This is a genomic window from Crossiella sp. NPDC003009, from assembly GCF_053591555.1.
On sequence record NZ_JBSFUA010000086.1, the window covers coordinates 1 to 16,899 of the forward strand.

Consider the following 16,899-nt stretch of genomic DNA (forward strand, 5'->3'; position numbering starts at 1 on the left):
CGCTGCCCGTGGAACCGGACCCCCTCCTGGCCGACGAGCCCGTGTCCGCGCCGGACGTCTCGGCGGGCCCGGCGGCCGGCGCCCGGCAGCCGCAGGCCGCGGCCGATCCGGTGTGCGGGCCTGCGCGGTGGTTCGGCTGGGGTGTCGACGTCCTCGGTGGAGCTGCGGGCGTAGCGGGCGGCCTCGGCCGGCGCGGCCCCGCGCAGCAGGGCGCGGTGCATCCGCTCCAGCCGGGCGATGTCAGCGGGGCCGTAGCGGCGGTGCCTGCCGGTGGTGTGGTCGCTGGGGCCGAGGCCGTAGCGGCGGTCCCAGGTGCGCAGGGTGGCCGGGGCGACGCCGAGCCGGCCGGCCATCGCGGCCACGGTCAACCGGAGGGAGGACTCCTCGTCGCCAGTTCTCGGGACGAGCGCGGACGGCGCGGGATGTCGCCGCGTCGGCCGGGGTATACCCGGACCTGTCGATCTCGTCACGTGTTCATGTTCAGGTCGGGGTCACCCGGTCGGCAACCTGAGTCAGGTGGTGCAGGCCGCTGACAAGCCATTTTGATCACCCGGCGTTGAACTAGGTCTGACGAGCCTAGCGATTGAACAAGTTTTGGCGCGGTTCTACGGTTGATCAAGGTTAGATCCGGGCACCCCACGGCACGACGACACATCAACTCCGGCAAGAAGGTGGTCGCGATGGCTGACACCCGGCGACTCCCCGGCCCGAACGCGGACCTGTGGGACTGGCAGTTGCGCGGCTCCTGCCGCGGTATGGACAGTGCGTTCTTCTTCCACCCCGACGGTGAGCGGGGACCAGCAAGGGCACGGCGCGAGGCCAAGGCCAAAGCGGTGTGCGAGGCGTGCCCAGTGCTCGCCCAGTGTCGTCGGCACGCGCTCGCCGTCCAGGAGCCGTATGGCATCTGGGGCGGGATGTCGGAGTCCGAACGAGAGTCGATCATCAGCAACCGCCGGCGCAAGCTGGCCCTGACCCCAGCTCCGGCCTGAACCCGCCGGAGTCCGCCGCCATACGCGCAGCCACCGCACAACCCCTTCTGACGACTTAGGGCGACACCCCCGGATCCGGGAGGTGCCGCCCTTGTCGTTCGTCACGCGTGCTTCGTTACCAGCCGAAGGTCAGTGGCCGTGCCCGTGACCGTGGCCGTGCCCGGAGCCCGCGGGCTCGTCGTCCCTCTTCTCCACCACCGAGGCCTCGGTGGTGAGCACCATCCGGGCGATCGAGGCGGCGTTGGCCACCGCGGAGCGGGTGACCTTGACCGGGTCGACCACACCGTCGGCGATCAGGTCGCCGTAGGTGAGGGTGGCCGCGTTGAAGCCCTGGCCCCACTCCGAGTCCTTGACCTTGTGCACCACGACGGAGCCTTCCAGCCCGCCGTTGGCCGCGATCCAGAACAGCGGCGCGTTGAGCGCCTCGCGCACGATGGCCACACCGGTGGCCTCGTCGCCGGTCAGGCCCAGGTTGCCGTCGAGCTCCTTGGCCGCGTGCACCAGGGCGGAACCGCCGCCGGGCACGATGCCCTCCTCGACCGCGGCCTTGGTGGCGGCGACCGCGTCCTCGATGCGGTGCTTGCGCTCCTTCAGCTCGGTCTCGGTGGCCGCGCCGACCTTGATCACCGCGATGCCGCCGGAGAGCTTGGCCAGCCGCTCCTGCAGCTTCTCGCGGTCCCAGTCGGAGTCGGTGGCCTCGATCTCCCGGCGGATCTGCTCGATGCGAGCGTCTACACCGGCCCGGTCGCCACCGCCGTCGACGATGGTGGTGGTGTCCTTGGTGACCACGACGCGGCGAACCTTGCCGAGCACCTCCAGACCGACCTCGGAGAGCTTGAGCCCGACCTCGGGCGCCACCACCTGGCCGCCAAGGACGGCGGCGAGGTCGTCCAGGAACGCCTTGCGGCGGTCGCCGAAGTACGGCGCCTTGACCGCGGTGACCCGCAGCGTCTTGCGCAGCGAGTTGACCACCAGGGTGGACAGGGCCTCGCCCTCGACGTCCTCGGCGATGATCAGCAGCGGCTTGCCGGCCTCTGCGGTCTTCTCCAGCACCGGCAGCAGGTCGGCCAGCGCGGAGATCTTGTCCTTGTGCAGCAGGACGTAGGCGTCCTCCAGCACGGCCTCCTGCGCCTCCTGGTCGGTGGCGAAGTAGGCGGAGATGTAGCCCTTGTCGAACTGCACGCCCTCGGTCACGTCCAGCTCGGTGGCCAGGCTGGAGGACTCCTCGACGGTGATGACACCGTCTTCGCCCACCCGCTCGATGGCCTCACCGAGCAGCGCGCCGATCGACTCGTCGCGGGAGGCGACGGTGCCGACCTGGGCGATGTTGTCGCGGCCCTTGACCGGGGTGGCGCGCGCCTTGAGCGCCTCCACCACGGCGTCCGAAGCCGCCTGGATGCCCTTGCCCAGCGAGGCCGGGTTGGCGCCCGCGGCCACGTTGCGCAGGCCGACCCTGACCATGGCCTGGGCCAGCACGGTGGCGGTGGTGGTGCCGTCGCCTGCCACGTCGTTGGTCTTGGTGGCCACGGTCTTGGCCAGCTGCGCGCCCAGGTTCTCGAAGGCGTCGGGCAGCTCGATCTCCCGCGCGATGGTCACACCGTCGTTGGTGACGGTGGGCCCACCGAACTTCTTGTCCAGCACGACGTGCCTGCCGCGCGGGCCAAGGGTGACCTTGACCGCGTCGGCCAGCTGGTTCACCCCGCGCTCGAGCGCGCGGCGAGCCTGCTCGTCGAAGCTGATGTGCTTAGCCATCTCTTCCCATCTCCTTCTCGTGCCCTGCACGTAGAACCGCCCCGTGACCCCCGGAGGGGCCGCCGGGGCGGATCAGGTGCTCAGCAGCAGGTCGTCACTTCTGGATGACGGCCAGCACGTCGCGGGCGGAGAGGATCAGGTACTCCTCGCCGTTGTACTTGACCTCGGTGCCACCGTACTTGGAGTAGATGACGACGTCGCCGACGTTCACGTCCACCGGGACGCGGTTGCCCTTGTCGTCCACACGACCCGGCCCAACGGCCAGGACGGAGCCCTCCTGGGGCTTCTCCTTGGCGGTGTCCGGGATGACGATGCCGGACGCGGTCGTCGTCTCGGCCTCGCTCGCCTGGACGAGGATCTTGTCCTCGAGCGGCTTGATGTTCACGCTCACCGGTTTGACCTCCGTAGGTCTTCGAAAGCGTTGGCAGGTAGTTGAGTTACGGCTCCTACCATCCCGTCGTCGCGGGTGCCGGGGCGGTGAAGCGCCGTTCGTTTGGCACTCTACCCCTGAGAGTGCCAACGCTCAACGACGGCCCCTCGGAACGAGTGAGCGGTATCTCTCAGCCTCGGTCGCCAGCCCCCTGGCCGTGGCGAGTTCCGCGAGGTCACGATACGCACCCGGCTCGCCCGCCGTGACCAGACCCAGCAGTTCGGACTCGGCCTCGGCCAGCCTGCCCTCCGCCCAGAGCAGGTGCGCCAGGTTGTACCGGGCCAGATCGTCCCCGGCGGCCACGGCGGCCCGGTAGACCGCCTCGGCCGAGGCGGGGTCGCCGAGGTGCTCGCTGTAGTAGTTGCCGAGGGAGTTGACCGCCTCGCTCTCCCCGGCGGCCACCCCGGCCCGCAGCAGCTCGACGCCCTCGGCCTCGCGCCCGGCGTCGATGAACTGGTCGGCCAGCTGCACCCTGGCCATGGCCAGGTCGCCGGGGTCGGCCAGCTCGGCCAGCGCCCGCCACAGGATCTGCTCGGCCTCGGCCCGCCGGTCCTCCAGCTCGGCGATCTCGGCCGCCTCGAAGAAGGTCTCCGCGTCGCCGAGGGCCATGCCCAGGTCGAGGGCGGCGAACATCTCCTGGCGTTCGCCCAGGTCGCGGTGGGCGCGGGCGAGCTGGGCGTGCGCCTCGGGCAGTCCGGCCGCGACGGCCGCGGCGAAGACCTCGACCGCGGCCCGGGACCGGTGGTTGCGGCGGAGCAGCCTGCCGAGCTTGAGCAGGGCCTGCTGCTCGCCCAGCTCGACCGCCCGGCGGAAGGCGGGCTCGGCCCTGGCCGCGGCGTGCGGGTCCTCGTCCAGCAGCAGCGCGTACTGGTAGGCGGAGTGCCGCTGGCCGCTCTCCGCGCCCTCGGCGAGCAGGAGCTCCGCCTCGGCGGCCCGCTGCTCGAAGCGCAGCACGATGCCCAGCTCGGCACGGGCGCAGTCGGCCAGCACCGGGTCGTCGTCGGCGAGCAGGCCGCGCAGCAGCCGCTCCTGCTCGGCCGGGTCGCCGTCGGCCTCGGCCAGCTGGGCCTGGCCCATCACCGCCCAGCGCTCGCCCAGCCGGGCGGCGATGCCGAGCTGCTCGCGGGCCTCCTCGGTGTACTCGCCCAGCTCGACCAGGGCCATGCCCAGCGCCTGGTGCGCGTCCAGGCAGCCGGCCACCACGGCCTTGCGGTAGCTGTGCACGGCCTGTTCGAGCAGGGTGCGGTCCCTGGCCGGCAGGTAACGCTGGCGGAGCACGTTGCCCAGGTTGTAGTGCGCGTGCTCGCCACCGGCGTCGATGGCCCGGCGGAAGCAGTGCTCCGCGCGCTGCCAGCGCCGCTGGTCGGCCAGCGCCATCCCCAGCTCGTTCCACTGCACGGCGCTGGCCCCGTCCCGTTCGGCCCGGCTCAGCCGGTCGTCCAGCCAGCTCATACCTCAACCGTAGGCCCGGAGTTCCGGGAAGTTCACCGCGCCGTGCCGAGGTGGCAACCAATGGTGGCTGGTGCCCGTCACGCGTCCGGGCGTGGGATCGAGGGGTTCCCACTGACCGGAGGTCCCCCACCATGCGCGTGTCCCGACGCTCCGCCCTGCTCGGCGGCGCGGCCACCCTGGCCCTGAGCACCGCCCTGCCCGCCGTCGCCGCCCCCTCCCGCAAGCTCGTCGACCCGTTCACCCTGGGCGTCGCCTCCGGTGACCCGACCTCGGACGGCGTAGTGCTGTGGACCCGCCTGGCGGTGTCCCCGCTGAACGAGGACGGCCTCGGCGGCATGCCGGGCCGGGTGGTGCCGGTGCACTGGGAGGTGGCCGAGGACGAGCGGTTCCGCCGGATCGCCAGGCGCGGGGTGGCGCACGCCCGGCCGGAGTCCGCGCACACCGTGCACGTGGAGGTCGGCGGCCTGCGCGCCGGTCGCGAGTACTTCTACCGCTTCCGCACCGGCGGCGAGATCTCGCCGGCCGGCCGCACCCGCACCGCGCCCGGCCCCGAGGTGCTGCGCACCGAGCTGACCATGTGCTTCGCCTCCTGCTCGCACTACGGCCAGGGCTACTTCACCGCCTACCGCCGCCTGGCCGAGGACCACCCCGACCTGATCCTGCACCTGGGCGACTACCAGTACGAGTACGCCGCCGGGGCCAACGAGGTGCGCAAGGTGCTCGGGCCGGAGACCCGCACGCTGGCGAACTACCGGCTGCGGCACGCCCAGTACAAGACCGACCCCGACCTCCAGCTCGCGCACGCCACCGCGCCCTGGCTGGTCGTGTGGGATGATCATGAAACCGAGAACAACTGGGCCGACGAGGTCCCCGAGCAGCCGGACCCGGCCTTCCTGGCCCGGCGGGCCGCGGCGTTCCAGGCCTACTACGAGAACATGCCGCTGCGCCGGACGTCCAAGCCCAACGGCATCGACCTCCAGCTGTACCGGCGGATCCGCTGGGGCGGGCTGGCCGACTTCCACATGCTGGACACCCGCCAGTACCGCAGCGACCAGGCCTGCGGGGACGGGGTGAAGGCCGGGTGCGAGGCCAGGCTGGACCCCACGCGCTCGATCACCGGCGCGGACCAGGAGCGCTGGCTGCTGGACGGTCTGCACCGATCCCGCGCGCGCTGGAACGTGCTCGGCCAGCAGGTCTTCTTCGCCCAGATCGACCTCACCCCCGGCACCCCCGAGGGCTTCAACATGGACGCCTGGGACGGCTACAAGGTCAACCGGGACAAGATCGCCGCCGGGCTCGGCCAGACCCGCAACGCGGTGGTGCTCACCGGCGACGTGCACCGGCACTGGGCGGCCGACATCAAGGCCGGTTACGGCGACCCGACGTCCAAGACCGTGGGCGTCGAGCTGGTCACCACCTCGATCACCAGCGGCCGGGACGGCAACGACGACCCGAACGCGGCGGTGCTCGCGGAGAACCCGCACGTGAAGTTCCACCGGAACCGGCGCGGGTACGTGCGGACCAAGTTCACCGCCGATGAGCTGCGCGCGGACTTCCGCACCCTGCCGTACGTGACCAAGCCGGACGCGCCTGCCACGACCGCGGCCAGCTTCGTGGTGCGGGACCGGGAGCCCGGACTGCACCGCGCCTGAGGCGGGATCTTCACCCCCGTCTGGTAGCAGTGGGGGCGTGGACTTCTGGGAACGGCTGATCAGTGTGCAACCGGCGCCGCCGCAGTGGGTCGTGCTGACGACGGCGCTGGTCGCGCTGGTTGTCGTGCTGGCCAACGGGCCGTGGCGGCTGGCGCGCAACGTGGTGACCATCGTGCACGAGGCAGGGCACGGGCTGATCGCGGTGCTGGTCGGGCGGCGGCTGAGCGGGATCCGGCTGCACTCGGACACCTCCGGCGTGACCACCTCCCGGGGCAAGCCGACCGGACCGGGCATGATCCTCACCGTCCTGGCCGGGTACATCGCGCCCTCGCTGCTCGGCCTCGGGCTGGCCGCGCTGCTCGGCGCCGGGATGATCACGCTGCTGCTGTGGGTGTGCACCGCGTTGCTGCTGCTGGTGCTGATCATGGTGCGCAACGTCTACGGCGCGGTGCTGCTGCTGGTCACCGGCGGCGCGCTGGTGGCGGTGTCGGTGCTGGCCGACAGCGCGGTGCAGGCCGGGTTCGCCTACCTGGTCACCTGGTTCCTGCTGATCGGCGGAGTGCGGCCGGTGCCGGAGCTCCAGCGCAAGCGGCGGCGGGGCCGGGCGAGGGACTCCGACGCGGACCAGCTGGCCAGGCTCACCGGGCTGCCGGGGATCTTCTGGGTCACCGTGTTCGGGCTGGTGGCGCTGGGCGCGCTGGCGCTGGGCGGGAACTGGCTGCTGGCCGAGGTCCTGGACGGCTGGTCGCTGCGGCCCTGACCGCGCCCGCGAGCACGGCCAGCACCAGCACGGCCAGCGCGGCCATGGTCAGCGCGTCCGGGCGCAGCAGCGGCTGACCGCGCAGCGCCTGCCAGGTGACCAGTGCGACCAGGCCGAGATAACCGGCCCCGGCCACCACCACCAGCCGGGCGCGCAGCAGCGCGGGCACCTTGAGCGCGGTGAGCAGCAGCAGGAACAGCGGCAGCGCCTGGAGCGCGTGCATGTCGACGAAATGCGGGACGCGCAGGTCGCCGCCGGTGGTGCTCCAGCCGGTGAGCGGCAGGCCGGGGCCGCCGTCGGGCACGCCGACGCTGTGCGCGCCCACCACCGGACCGGGCAGGGGCTGGCTCGCCCTCGGCAGCGTCATCAGGGTCCCGAGGGCCAGACCGAGCAGGGAGATGCCGGTGCCCAGCCGCAGCGCCCAGCGCTGGGCGGCGTCGGCGATCGGCAGCCGCAGCACCCGCAGGGTCAGCACGGCCGTGCCTGCCCACAGCACCACCACCGCCACGCCCATCACCACGTAGAGCACGGTGTCCAGCGGAGTGGCCAGGTTGAAGTGGCTTGGCCGCCCGCGCAGCGCCTGGACCAGGATGATCACAAAGTCCAGCACCATGATCGCCGCCGCCGCGCTGGCCCAGCGGTGCGCGCTCCTGCCGAGCAGCGAGGCCAGCCAGGCCCAGGTCAGGCCGTAGAGCGCGTTGGACACCGCGAACTTGAACGGCTTGAGCCACAGCGGCGCGCCGAGCACGGTCCGCTCGTCACAGGCCAGCCCGGCCAGCGAGACCAGCGCGAGCGCCGCCATCGCGGCCGAGCACACCAGCAGAGGTCGATGCCAGCCCGCCATGTCCCCTCCAGATGGTCGGCACAAGTAGGTTGACCCGCATGCGGATGGCGGAGCTGAGCGCCGAGTCGGGGGTCCCGGTCGGGACGATCAAGTTCTACCTGCGCGAACAGCTGCTGCCGCCCGTCGAGCGGACCAGCCCCAACCAGGCCCAGTACACCGAGGCGCATGTCCGGCGGCTCAGGCTGGTCCGCGCGTTGATCGAGACCGGCGGCTGCTCGGTGGCCGAGGTGCGCAGGGTGGTGGAGTCACTGGACAGCGGGGCCGGGCTCTTCGGCACCCTGGCCGCCGCCCAGTACGGCCTGACCCACGCCACCGCCCCGGACGCGGACTGGGCCTACGAACGCCTGCGCGCCGCGGCCGCCGAACGCGGCTGGACCATCGACCCGGCGGACCCGGCCGGGCGCACCGCCGCCGGGCTGCTCGGCACCTTCCGCGAGCTCGGCCAGGAACGGCTGCTGGAGCACCTGGAACGCTACGTGCGGCTGGCCGACGAGGTGGCCGAGGCCGATGTGGACCAGCTGACCGGCCTGGACAACCCGGAGGCGGTGGTGGAGACCGCGGTGGTCGGCACCGTGCTCGGCGACGCCCTGTTCGCCGCGCTGCGCAGGCTCGGCCACCAGCACCAGGCGGCCAAGCGGTTCGGCTCAGCCGCCGTAGACCAGCGGTAGCGAGGGGTCCGCGGACAGCGTCAGCGGCGAGGGGTCCGCACCCGCGGCCACCACGTGCGCGCCCAGCGCGGCGATCATCGCGCCGTTGTCGGTGCACAGCCTCGGCCTGGGCACCCGCAGCTCGATCCCGGCCGCCGCGCAGCGCTCGGCCGCCAGCTCCTTGAGCCGCGAGTTGGCCGCCACCCCGCCGGAGATCACCAGCGTGCCGACACCCAGTTCCTTGGCCGCGCGCACCGCCTTCATGGTGAGCACGTCCGCGACCGCCTCCTGGAAGCTGGCCGCGACATCGGCCACCGGGATCGGCTCGCCGGCCCGCTCCCGCTGCTCGACCCAGCGGGCCACCGCGGTCTTGAGGCCGGAGAAGGAGAACATGTGCCGCGCGTCCCTCGGGCCGGTCAGGCCGCGCGGGAAGTCGATGGCCTTGGGATTGCCCTGCCTGGCCAGCTTGTCGATGGGCGGGCCGCCGGGGTAGGGCAGGTCGAGCACCCTGGCCACCTTGTCGTAGGCCTCGCCCGCGGCGTCGTCGATGGTGGCGCCGATCTCGGTGATCTTGCTGACCAGGTCGTCCACCAGCAGCAGCTGGCTGTGCCCGCCGGAGACCAGCAGCGCCAGGCAGCGGCTGGGCAGCGGGCCGTGCTCCAGGGTGTCCGCGGCCACGTGCCCGGCCAGGTGGTTCACCCCGTAGAGCGGCTTGCCCGCCGCGCTGGCGTAGGCCTTGGCCGCCGACACCCCGACCAGCAGCGCGCCCGCGAGCCCCGGCCCCGCGGTGACCGCGACGGCGTCCACATCGGACAGTGACAGCTTCGCCGCGTCCAGCGCCCTGCGCATGGTGGGCACCATGGCCTGCAGGTGCGCGCGGCTGGCGATCTCGGGCACCACGCCGCCGAAGCGGGCGTGCTCCTCGACGCTGGAGGCGACCTCGTCGGCCAGCAGCTCCAGGTGGCCGTCCGGACCGCGGCGGACGATGCCGACGCCGGTCTCGTCGCAGGAGGTCTCGATGCCGAGGACGATCATGCTGTTCTGCTTTCCGCGGTGGGCACCCGGCGCATGGTGAAGGCGTCCGCGCCGGAGGGCTGGTAGTAGCGCTTGCGCACGCCGAGCTTCTCGAAGCCCTGCCGTTCGTAGAGCGCGATGGCCGGTTCGTTGTCGGTGCGCACTTCCAGGAACACCGTGGCATTCACCTGACCCACGTGCGCCAGCAGGTCGAGCAGCAGCGCCTTGCCGATGCCGTTGCCCTGCCAGTCCGGGTGCACCGCGATGGTGTGCACCTCGGCCTCGGCCTGCGGCGGGCCGACCAGCAGCGCGATCCCGGCGTAGCCGATCAGCTCACCCTCGGCGTAGGCGCCGACGTAGTGGTGCCCGGCGTCGATCTCGGCGGCGAAGGCGGGCTCGGACCAGGGGTCGTCCCCGGCGAAGAGTTCCGCCTCCATCTCCGCGCAGCGCTTGAGGTCCCTGCGGCGCAACGGTCCGATGTGGACGGTCATGACGGGCTCACCCGCTTGCGGCCCGCGGGTTCCACCGCGTCCGGGCGGCGCAGGTAGAGCGGGGTGAGCGGCGCGGGCTCGCCGGCGAGCGCGGCTGCCGCGGCCCGCACCAGGCCCACCGGGGTCGGGTACTCGGCGGCCAGCACCGCCAGGCCGAACAGCTCGGCGTGCTGGGCGGCGACGTGCCCGGCGACCTGGGTGATGCCCAGTCCGGCGAGCTCGCCGGTGAGCAGCTCGGCCACCGCGTCCGGGCGGTCCACCCGAGGGCCGGTGACGTTGCGCCCGGCCGCGTCGTAGGCCGACCAGTACACCTCGCGGCGGCGGGCGTCGGTGACCACGAGCAGCCCGGCGTCGTGGCTCGCGCCGGCGGCGATCGCGTCCAGGGTGGAGACCGGGTGCACCGGCTTGTCCAGGGCGTGCCCGAACGCGGCCGCGGTGACCATGCCCGCGCGCAGGCTGGTGAACGGGCCAGGACCGGCGCCGGTGACGATCGCGGCCAGCTCGGCCAGCGCGATCCCGGCCGCCTCGGCGGCCTGGTGCACCTGCGGGGTGAGCAGCTCACCGGCCGCTCTCGGGTCGAGGGTCACCCGCTCGGCGAGCAGCCGCGGACCGGAGTCCGCCAGCGCGACGACCCCCGCGGTGATGGCGGGGGTGGCGGTGTCCAGGGCGAGCACGAGCACGCGGACAAGCCTACGAGACCCCGGGCGTGCAGGGCCGTTCGACCTCTTGACCAGGTGATCGGCCAGCGACTAAGCACGACCCGACATCCGGATCTGGGGAGGCAAGCACGTGCTGACACGCCGTAGAAGACACCGCCTGACGGTGGTGGCCGCCGCGGTGCTCACCGCGGGCACCGCGCTGCTGGGGACGCCGGTGGCCAGTGCCGCCCCCGCGCAGCCGGAGCGGGTGACCAAGGGCGAGGACCCGGCCAACGGCCCCGACCGCAACGAGATCGCGGCCACCGACACCCCGGCCGGCCGCAGCGGGCTGCGCGCCCACGGTGCGAACAAGGTCACCAAGAAGGACGGTTATCCCAGGCAGACCCAGCTGCGGGTGTTCCCGGAGGAGCCAAGCGACTCCTCGATCAAGCTCGGTCTCGCCCCGTACCACTCGATCGCGCCCAAGCTGAACGAGATCCAGCAGCGCAGCGACCGGGTGTCGGTGGAGGTGGTCGGCCAGTCGGGTCTCGGGCGGGACCTGTACCTGGTCACCCTGACCGCGCCGGAGCGCCCGAACGAGACCAGGCAGCAGGACGCCTGGCGCGCGGAGATCGAGAACGACCCGCGCTCGGCCGCGCGGGACAACCGGCTGCGCCGGGAGTACAAGGCGCCGGTGTGGATCAACGCGAATATTCACGGTGATGAGTACGAGGGCACCGACGGCGCCCTGCGCATGATCGACTACCTGGCCACCACCAGCGACCGCAAGGCGCTGGAGCTGCTGCGGCAGCACCGGGTCTACTTCAACGTCTCGGCCAACCCGGACGGCCGGGTGTCCGGGATCCGGGCGAACGCGAACAACTTCGACCTCAACCGCGACTTCGTCACCTCCTCCCAGCCCGAGGGCCGGGTGATGCGGGACCTCGCGATCCGCACCCAGCCGGTGGCCATGCTGGACGAGCACGGCTACGTCGGCGGCACCCTGATCGAGCCGACCGGCCCGCCGCACGGCCAGAACTACGACTTCGACCTCTACATCAAGCACGGCTACGCCAACGGCCTGAAGATGGAGCAGGGCGTCAAGGCGCTCGGCCACGCCGAGGCGCAGGACGTGCAGATCCCGTTCCGGGACTACCCGGTCGGCGAGTGGGACGGCTGGGCGCCGGTGTTCACCGCGCAGTACGCCATGTTCCACGGCGCGGTGGCTTACACCATCGAGGTTCCGTTGCAGGTCAACCGGGGCGCGTACCAGAGCCTGCCGGTCAGTGAGCTGCGCAGGCGGGCCACGGTCAACACCGACGTGGTGGAGTCGACCATCCGCAGCACCCTGGACTACGTCTCGGCCAACCGCGCGGACATGATCTTCAACCAGATCGAGGTCTTCCGCCGCGGCGCGGCCGGTGAGGCGCTGCGGCCCATCCCGGACGGCTTCGTGCCCGGCTTCGGCCCGGAGGACCGGTACAGCACCAAGTTCCCGCGCGCCTACGTCATCCCGGCCGGTCCGGCGCAGCGCTCCGGCGCGGCCGCGGCCCGGCTGGTGGACCACCTGGTCGCGCACGACGTGCGGGTGACCAGGGCGGAGCGGGCGTTCTCGCTCAACGGCCGGACCTATCCGGCAGGCTCGTACGTGGTGGACATGCACCAGGCCAAGCGGGCGCTGGCCAACGTGATGCTGGAGCAGGGCGGGGACGTCTCCGAGCGGGCGCCGCTGATGTACGACATCTCCGGCTGGAGCCACCGCCTGCTCTGGGGCGCCTCGGTGGACGTGGCCGTCTCCGGCGACCTGCGGGTGCAGGGCAAGCCGGTGGCCGCGGCCGCGCCGACCGGTGGCGTGGACGCCGCGCCGGGCAAGGACCTCACGCTGACCGTGCGCGACGGCAAGGACGCCAGTGCGGTCAACGACCTGCTCGGCCGGGGCATCGAGCTGCGCCGCCGCGCGGACGGCTCGATCATCGTGCCCGCCTCGGCGCGGGTGGACGCCATCCAGGTCGCCGACCGCTACGGCGTGCGCTTCGGCCTGGCTGCCACCGGCGAGCCGGGCAGCCCGCTGCGCAGGCTCACCATCGCGGCCGCGGTCGGCCCTGACGAGCTGTTCGCGTTGCGGGACATGGGCTTTGACGTGCGGCCGGTGTCCACCACGGTGCTCAACAACGGTTTTGACCTCAGCCGGGTGGACGTGCTCTTCGCCTCCTCCGGCCTGTCCTTCACCGGGCTCAACCCGGCCGCGAAGACCGCGTTGCAGGCCTTCCTGGCCCGCGGTGGCGTGGTCACCCGCGGCGCCACCGGCAGCGCGTTCAACGCCCAGGCCGGGTTGCTGCCGGTGAAGTCGGTGCAGGGCAAGGGCGATGCCAACGGCGTGGTCACGGTGACCAACAACGCGGCCGGGGTCGTCGGCGCGGAGGCGCTGCCGAACTCCTTCGTCTACTCGCCGCAGTGGTTCACCGAGATCGGGCCGGGAGTGACCGTGGAACAGCGCTACGGCAACGGGAACCCGCTCGCCTCCGGGCACTGGACGTCCAATGAGGACGGTTCCGGCGGCCCGAACGCGGCAGGTGGCCAGGCCGCGGTGGTCTCGGGCACGGACGAGTCCGGGGCGCGGGTGGTGCTCTTCGGCACCGAGCCGATGTTCCGGGCGCACCCGAAGGGGCTGTACAGCCAGGTCGCGAACGCCATCTACTGGTCCGCGACCCGCTGAGTGGCACGGGTTCCGGCGGGGCTGAGCCTCGCCGGAACCCGGCCGCGGTGCCGCCGGGGCGTCAGCCTCGCCGGGACCCCCGCGCCCGCGCCGTCAGCCTTGGCGCAGCCCGGCCAGCAGCCGCGGCGTGCCCGACACCGTGGCCACCCGCACCTCGTCCTCCCGGCGCTCCAGCCGGATCAGCAGGTGCTCCTCGGCCAGCCCCTCGGCCACGCCCTCGCCCCACTCGACCACGACCGCCGAGGTGGTCAGGTCGGTTTCCAGGTCCAGGTCCTCCAGCTCGTCGAAGCCGCTGAGCCGGTAGGCGTCCACGTGCACCAGCGGAATGCCGCGCTCGCCGGGCTTGTGCGCCCTGGCGATCACGAAGGTGGGCGAGCTGACCTGCCCGCGCACGCCGAGTCCAGCGGCGATTCCCCTGGTCAGCGCGGTCTTCCCGGCGCCGAGCGGCCCGGCGAGCAGCACCAGGTCACCGGCGGCCAGCAGCGCGCCGAGCCGGGCGCCGAAGGCCTCGGTGTCCGCCACCTCCGGCAGTTCGATCGTCCACAGTGCACTGTCCACAGTGGTCATGCCTTTCGCCACCAACGCTTTCCGCTCCCGGGGCTGGCACAGCGCCGGATGAGTTCGGTCAGTTTCCCGGTCACCAGCCCGGCCTGCTCCAGCATCACCATGTGCCCGGCCCCGGTGGCGCGCACCAGTTCGGCGTCCGGCAGCTCGGCCGCGATGGCCTCGGAGTGCGAGTACGGGGTCAGCCGGTCCGCGTCGCCGCCCAGCACCAGCACCGTGCAGTGCCGAAGGCCGGCCAGCGCGGCGTACCGGTTGTGCGTCTCCAGGGTGGACAGGTAGTCGGTCATCACCTCGACCGGGGTGTCGTCGATCATCCGGTCCATCAGGTCCACCAGCGAGGGGCTCACCTCGCGGTCGCCGAAGGCCAGCCGCCGCACCACGCTCCAGGTGATCTCGCCGCCCACCTTGCGCACCCACTCGACCACGCCGGGCAGCGTGCCCGCCACCTTGCCGACGCCCAGGGTCACCGGGTTGTACCGGGACAGCAGCGGCCGGGGCAGGCCGGAGCTGCCCACCTTGCCCGCCGCGGTGCCGATCAGCGCCACCCCACGCACCCGGTCCACGAACAGCTCTGGCTGCTGCTCGGCCAGCGCCATGATCGTCATGCCGCCCATGGAGTGCCCGACGAGCACCAGCGGCCCGTCCGGGGCCAGCGCGCGCAGCACCGCGTCCAGGTCCCGGCCCAGCTGCTCGATGGTGGCGGTGTCCTTGCCCGCGCGGCCGGAGCGGCCGTGCGAGCGCTGGTCGTAGAGCACCAGCCGGACCCGCGGGTCGACCAGCTCGGGCAGGTCCCGGCGCTGGAAGTGCCAGCAGCGGCGGTCCAGGGTGTAGCCGTGCACCAGCACCACGGTCAGCTCGGCCTTACCGCCGTCGGCCGGGTCGACCTCCTCGCAGGCCAGCGGCGTGCCGTCGTCGGCGGCCACGGTGGACTGCCGGTCGGGGCGCAGCTCGCCCAGCGCCTCGTCGGTGAACGGGTCGTCCTCGGCGCCGCCCGCGCGCTGGGCCTTGATCCGGCGGGTCTGGGTGGCCGCGCCGACCGCGCCCGCGCCGACGGCCGCGCCGAGCACGCCGCCCGCGATGCCGACGGCGCGCCAGATCCGGTTCATCCGCGGCCCCGGTAGCTGCGCCGCACCCGCGGCCGGTACATGCCGGTGACGATCTCGTAGTGGATGGTGCCGATCTTGTCCGCCCATTCCTGCGCGGTGGGTTCGCCCCGCTCACCCGGCCCGAACAGGATGACCTCGTCCCCTTCGGCCACCTCGGCGTCCCCGCAGTCCACCACGATCTGGTCCATGCAGATCCGGCCGACCACCGGCAGCCGCCGCCCGCCGAGGAAGACCTCCATCCGGCCGGAGAGCGCCCTGGGCACGCCGTCGGCGTAGCCCACCGGCACCAGGGCCAGGCTGGTCTCCTCGGGCGCGGTCCAGGTCAGGCCGTAGGACACGCCGGTCCCGGCAGGCACCCGCTTCACCCTGGTCACGCTGGAGCGGAAGGTCATCGCCGGGCGCAGCTGCTCGCCGCCGTGGCCGGGCACCGGGTTCAGGCCGTAGCCCGCGATGCCCACCCGGACCAGGTCGAAGTGCAGGTCGGGGCGCAGCAGGGTGGCCGCGGAGTTGGCCAGGTGCCGCAGCGGGCGCAGGCCCAGCTCGACCGCGGTCCGGTAGGCCTGCGCGAAGACCTCGGCCTGCTGGTCGGTGGCCGGGCTGGCCGGCTCGTCCGCGCTGGCCAGGTGCGACCACAGGCCGACCACCTCGACCGCGCCGTCGGCCTCGGCCTTGGCCGACGCCTCGAACAGGCCCTGCCAGCTGCCCGGCTCGGCCCCGTTGCGGGACAGGCCGGTGTCCACCTTGATGTGGATCCGCGCGGCCCGCCCGGTCGCCGCCACCCCCGCCAGCACCCCGGCCAGCTCGGCCCGCGAGGACACCGACAGGTCGACCTCGGCGGCGATGGCCGCGCCGAAGTCCTGCTCCACCGGGTACAGCCAGCACAGCACGGGTGCGGTGATCCCGGCGGCGCGCAGTTCCAGCGCCTCCTCCGGCGCGGCCACCCCGATCCAGGTGACCCCGGCGGTGAGCGCGGCCTTGGCCACCTCGACCGCGCCGTGGCCGTAGCCGTCGGCCTTGACCACGGCCATGGTCGCGGCGCCGGAGGCGGCGGCCAGCCCGGCGAGGTGGGCGTAGTTGTGCCGCAGCGCCTCCGTGTCGATCACGGTCTCGGCGCGGGCGGAGCGCGTCTGGTCAGCCATAACACCGTCAATGGTGTCACAAGGATCCGCCGGGCAGCCGAGGAGCGCCTCAGCCGATCCGCCGCCGCGCCAGCACCTCCAGCTCGGCCCGTTCGGCGCCCACCGCCTGCTCGACCTCCTCGGCCGCCAGCGCCCCGCAGTCCAGCCCGCGCACCAGCCCGATCGCCAGCGCCTGCGCGGTGGCGGGCTCGTCCAGCACGGTGCCCGCGATCCGGGCCCGGTAGGCGCGCAGCCGCGCGGCCGCCGCTGGGAAGGCCTCCCGGTAGAAGGCGTAGGTGGCCAGGAACCGGGTGGGCAGCTGGTGCGGGTGCAGGTCCCAGCCCTGGTAGTAGGCGCTGTCCAGGGACCGCCGGACCAGCCGGGCGTGCAGCCGCCAGCCCGCGTGCACCTCGGCGCTGCCACCCACCGGCAGGATGTTGGTGGACCCGTCGGACAGCCGCACCCCGGTGCCCGCCGCGGCCAGCAGCATCACCATCCGGGCGTGGTCGGCCACCGGGTGGGCCGTGCTCTGCAACGCCGCGGTGACCCCGCAGGCCGCGCTGTAGTCGTAGGTGCCGTAGTGCAGCCCGGCGCACCGGCCCTCACTGGCGTGCACCATCTCGGCCACGGTGCCCAGGCAGAGCTCCTGGGGGTCGAACTCGTCCTCGAAGATCGACCGGGTGATGCAGTAGGCGCAGAAGGCCTCGAACAGCTCGTCCGGCTTGA

General features: G+C 72.9%; 17 protein-coding genes. 5 read left to right on the forward strand and 12 right to left on the reverse strand.

From position 1 onward, the window contains the following. A partial coding sequence (locus tag ACWDY5_RS40645; RefSeq protein WP_449727456.1) for a MerR family transcriptional regulator occupies nt 1-353 on the reverse strand: 353 nt, incomplete at its 3' end. Nucleotides 354-680: 327 nt separating this feature from the next. On the opposite strand from ACWDY5_RS40645, the gene ACWDY5_RS40650 reads away from it, so the two are divergent. Next, complete coding sequence (locus ACWDY5_RS40650) at nt 681-989, forward strand: WhiB family transcriptional regulator (RefSeq protein ID WP_256508920.1); 309 nt, start codon at nt 681-683, stop codon at nt 987-989. Nucleotides 990-1,118: 129 nt separating this feature from the next. Here ACWDY5_RS40650 and groL read toward each other — a convergent pair whose 3' ends face one another. From groL to ACWDY5_RS40665, 3 genes are all read right to left on the reverse strand, one after another. Next, nucleotides 1,119-2,741, reverse strand: a complete 1,623-nt coding sequence (groL, locus tag ACWDY5_RS40655) for a chaperonin GroEL (protein WP_449727457.1) — start codon at nt 2,739-2,741, stop codon at nt 1,119-1,121. A gap of 94 nt (nt 2,742-2,835) precedes the next feature. Beyond that, a complete protein-coding gene (gene groES / locus ACWDY5_RS40660; protein ID WP_185000304.1) occupies nt 2,836-3,132 on the reverse strand; it encodes a co-chaperone GroES in 297 nt (98 codons plus the stop codon). A gap of 132 nt (nt 3,133-3,264) precedes the next feature. After that, entirely contained in the window at nt 3,265-4,623 is a 1,359-nt protein-coding gene (locus tag ACWDY5_RS40665) for a hypothetical protein (protein ID WP_449727458.1), read from the reverse strand. A 131-nt stretch (nt 4,624-4,754) separates the two neighbouring features. Here ACWDY5_RS40665 and ACWDY5_RS40670 point away from each other — a divergent pair, with 131 nt between their 5' ends. Next, nucleotides 4,755-6,275 (forward strand): alkaline phosphatase D family protein, encoded by a 1,521-nt coding sequence (locus ACWDY5_RS40670; protein ID WP_449727459.1) that lies wholly within the window; start codon nt 4,755-4,757, stop codon nt 6,273-6,275. A 37-nt stretch (nt 6,276-6,312) separates the two neighbouring features. Beyond that, entirely contained in the window at nt 6,313-7,035 is a 723-nt protein-coding gene (locus ACWDY5_RS40675) for a M50 family metallopeptidase (protein WP_449727460.1), read from the forward strand. Here ACWDY5_RS40675 and ACWDY5_RS40680 read toward each other — a convergent pair. After that, nucleotides 6,941-7,879, reverse strand: coding sequence for a hypothetical protein (locus ACWDY5_RS40680; protein ID WP_449727461.1), 939 nt, complete (start codon nt 7,877-7,879; stop codon nt 6,941-6,943). The two genes, ACWDY5_RS40675 and ACWDY5_RS40680, sit on opposite strands and share 95 nt — an antisense overlap. Before the next feature lie 38 nt (nt 7,880-7,917). Between ACWDY5_RS40680 and ACWDY5_RS40685 the strand changes: the two genes are divergently transcribed. Next, complete coding sequence (locus ACWDY5_RS40685) at nt 7,918-8,547, forward strand: MerR family transcriptional regulator (RefSeq protein WP_449727462.1); 630 nt, start codon at nt 7,918-7,920, stop codon at nt 8,545-8,547. Here ACWDY5_RS40685 and tsaD read toward each other — a convergent pair. Genes tsaD through tsaB form a run of 3 tightly spaced genes read right to left on the reverse strand, consistent with a single transcriptional unit; the run spans nt 8,524 to nt 10,711 of the window. Continuing rightward, nucleotides 8,524-9,561, reverse strand: a complete 1,038-nt coding sequence (gene tsaD / locus ACWDY5_RS40690; RefSeq protein WP_449727463.1) for a tRNA (adenosine(37)-N6)-threonylcarbamoyltransferase complex transferase subunit TsaD — start codon at nt 9,559-9,561, stop codon at nt 8,524-8,526. The genes ACWDY5_RS40685 and tsaD overlap by 24 nt on opposite strands. After that, entirely contained in the window at nt 9,558-10,031 is a 474-nt protein-coding gene (rimI, locus tag ACWDY5_RS40695) for a ribosomal protein S18-alanine N-acetyltransferase (protein ID WP_449727464.1), read from the reverse strand. Before rimI ends, tsaD begins: the two co-directional genes overlap by 4 nt. After that, nucleotides 10,028-10,711, reverse strand: a complete 684-nt coding sequence (gene tsaB / locus ACWDY5_RS40700) for a tRNA (adenosine(37)-N6)-threonylcarbamoyltransferase complex dimerization subunit type 1 TsaB (RefSeq protein WP_449727465.1) — start codon at nt 10,709-10,711, stop codon at nt 10,028-10,030. The genes rimI and tsaB overlap by 4 nt, the downstream gene beginning before the upstream one ends. 109 nt (nt 10,712-10,820) lie before the next feature. Here tsaB and ACWDY5_RS40705 point away from each other — a divergent pair, with 109 nt between their 5' ends. After that, the gene (locus ACWDY5_RS40705) at nt 10,821-13,385 is read left to right on the forward strand and encodes a M14 family zinc carboxypeptidase (protein WP_449727466.1); all 2,565 of its coding nucleotides are present in this window, start codon (nt 10,821-10,823) and stop codon (nt 13,383-13,385) included. A gap of 93 nt (nt 13,386-13,478) precedes the next feature. On the opposite strand, the gene tsaE is transcribed toward ACWDY5_RS40705, so the two are convergent. The 4 genes from tsaE to ACWDY5_RS40725 all read right to left on the reverse strand — a co-directional run. Then, complete coding sequence (gene tsaE, locus ACWDY5_RS40710) at nt 13,479-13,952, reverse strand: tRNA (adenosine(37)-N6)-threonylcarbamoyltransferase complex ATPase subunit type 1 TsaE (RefSeq protein WP_449727467.1); 474 nt, start codon at nt 13,950-13,952, stop codon at nt 13,479-13,481. Next, entirely contained in the window at nt 13,949-15,055 is a 1,107-nt protein-coding gene (locus ACWDY5_RS40715; RefSeq protein ID WP_449727468.1) for an alpha/beta fold hydrolase, read from the reverse strand. The genes tsaE and ACWDY5_RS40715 overlap by 4 nt, the downstream gene beginning before the upstream one ends. Further along, a complete protein-coding gene (alr, locus tag ACWDY5_RS40720; protein WP_449727469.1) occupies nt 15,052-16,194 on the reverse strand; it encodes an alanine racemase in 1,143 nt (380 codons plus the stop codon). The genes ACWDY5_RS40715 and alr overlap by 4 nt, the downstream gene beginning before the upstream one ends. A gap of 49 nt (nt 16,195-16,243) precedes the next feature. After that, nucleotides 16,244-16,899: DUF6986 family protein (locus ACWDY5_RS40725; RefSeq protein ID WP_449727470.1), on the reverse strand; the 656-nt coding region annotated here is incomplete at its 5' end.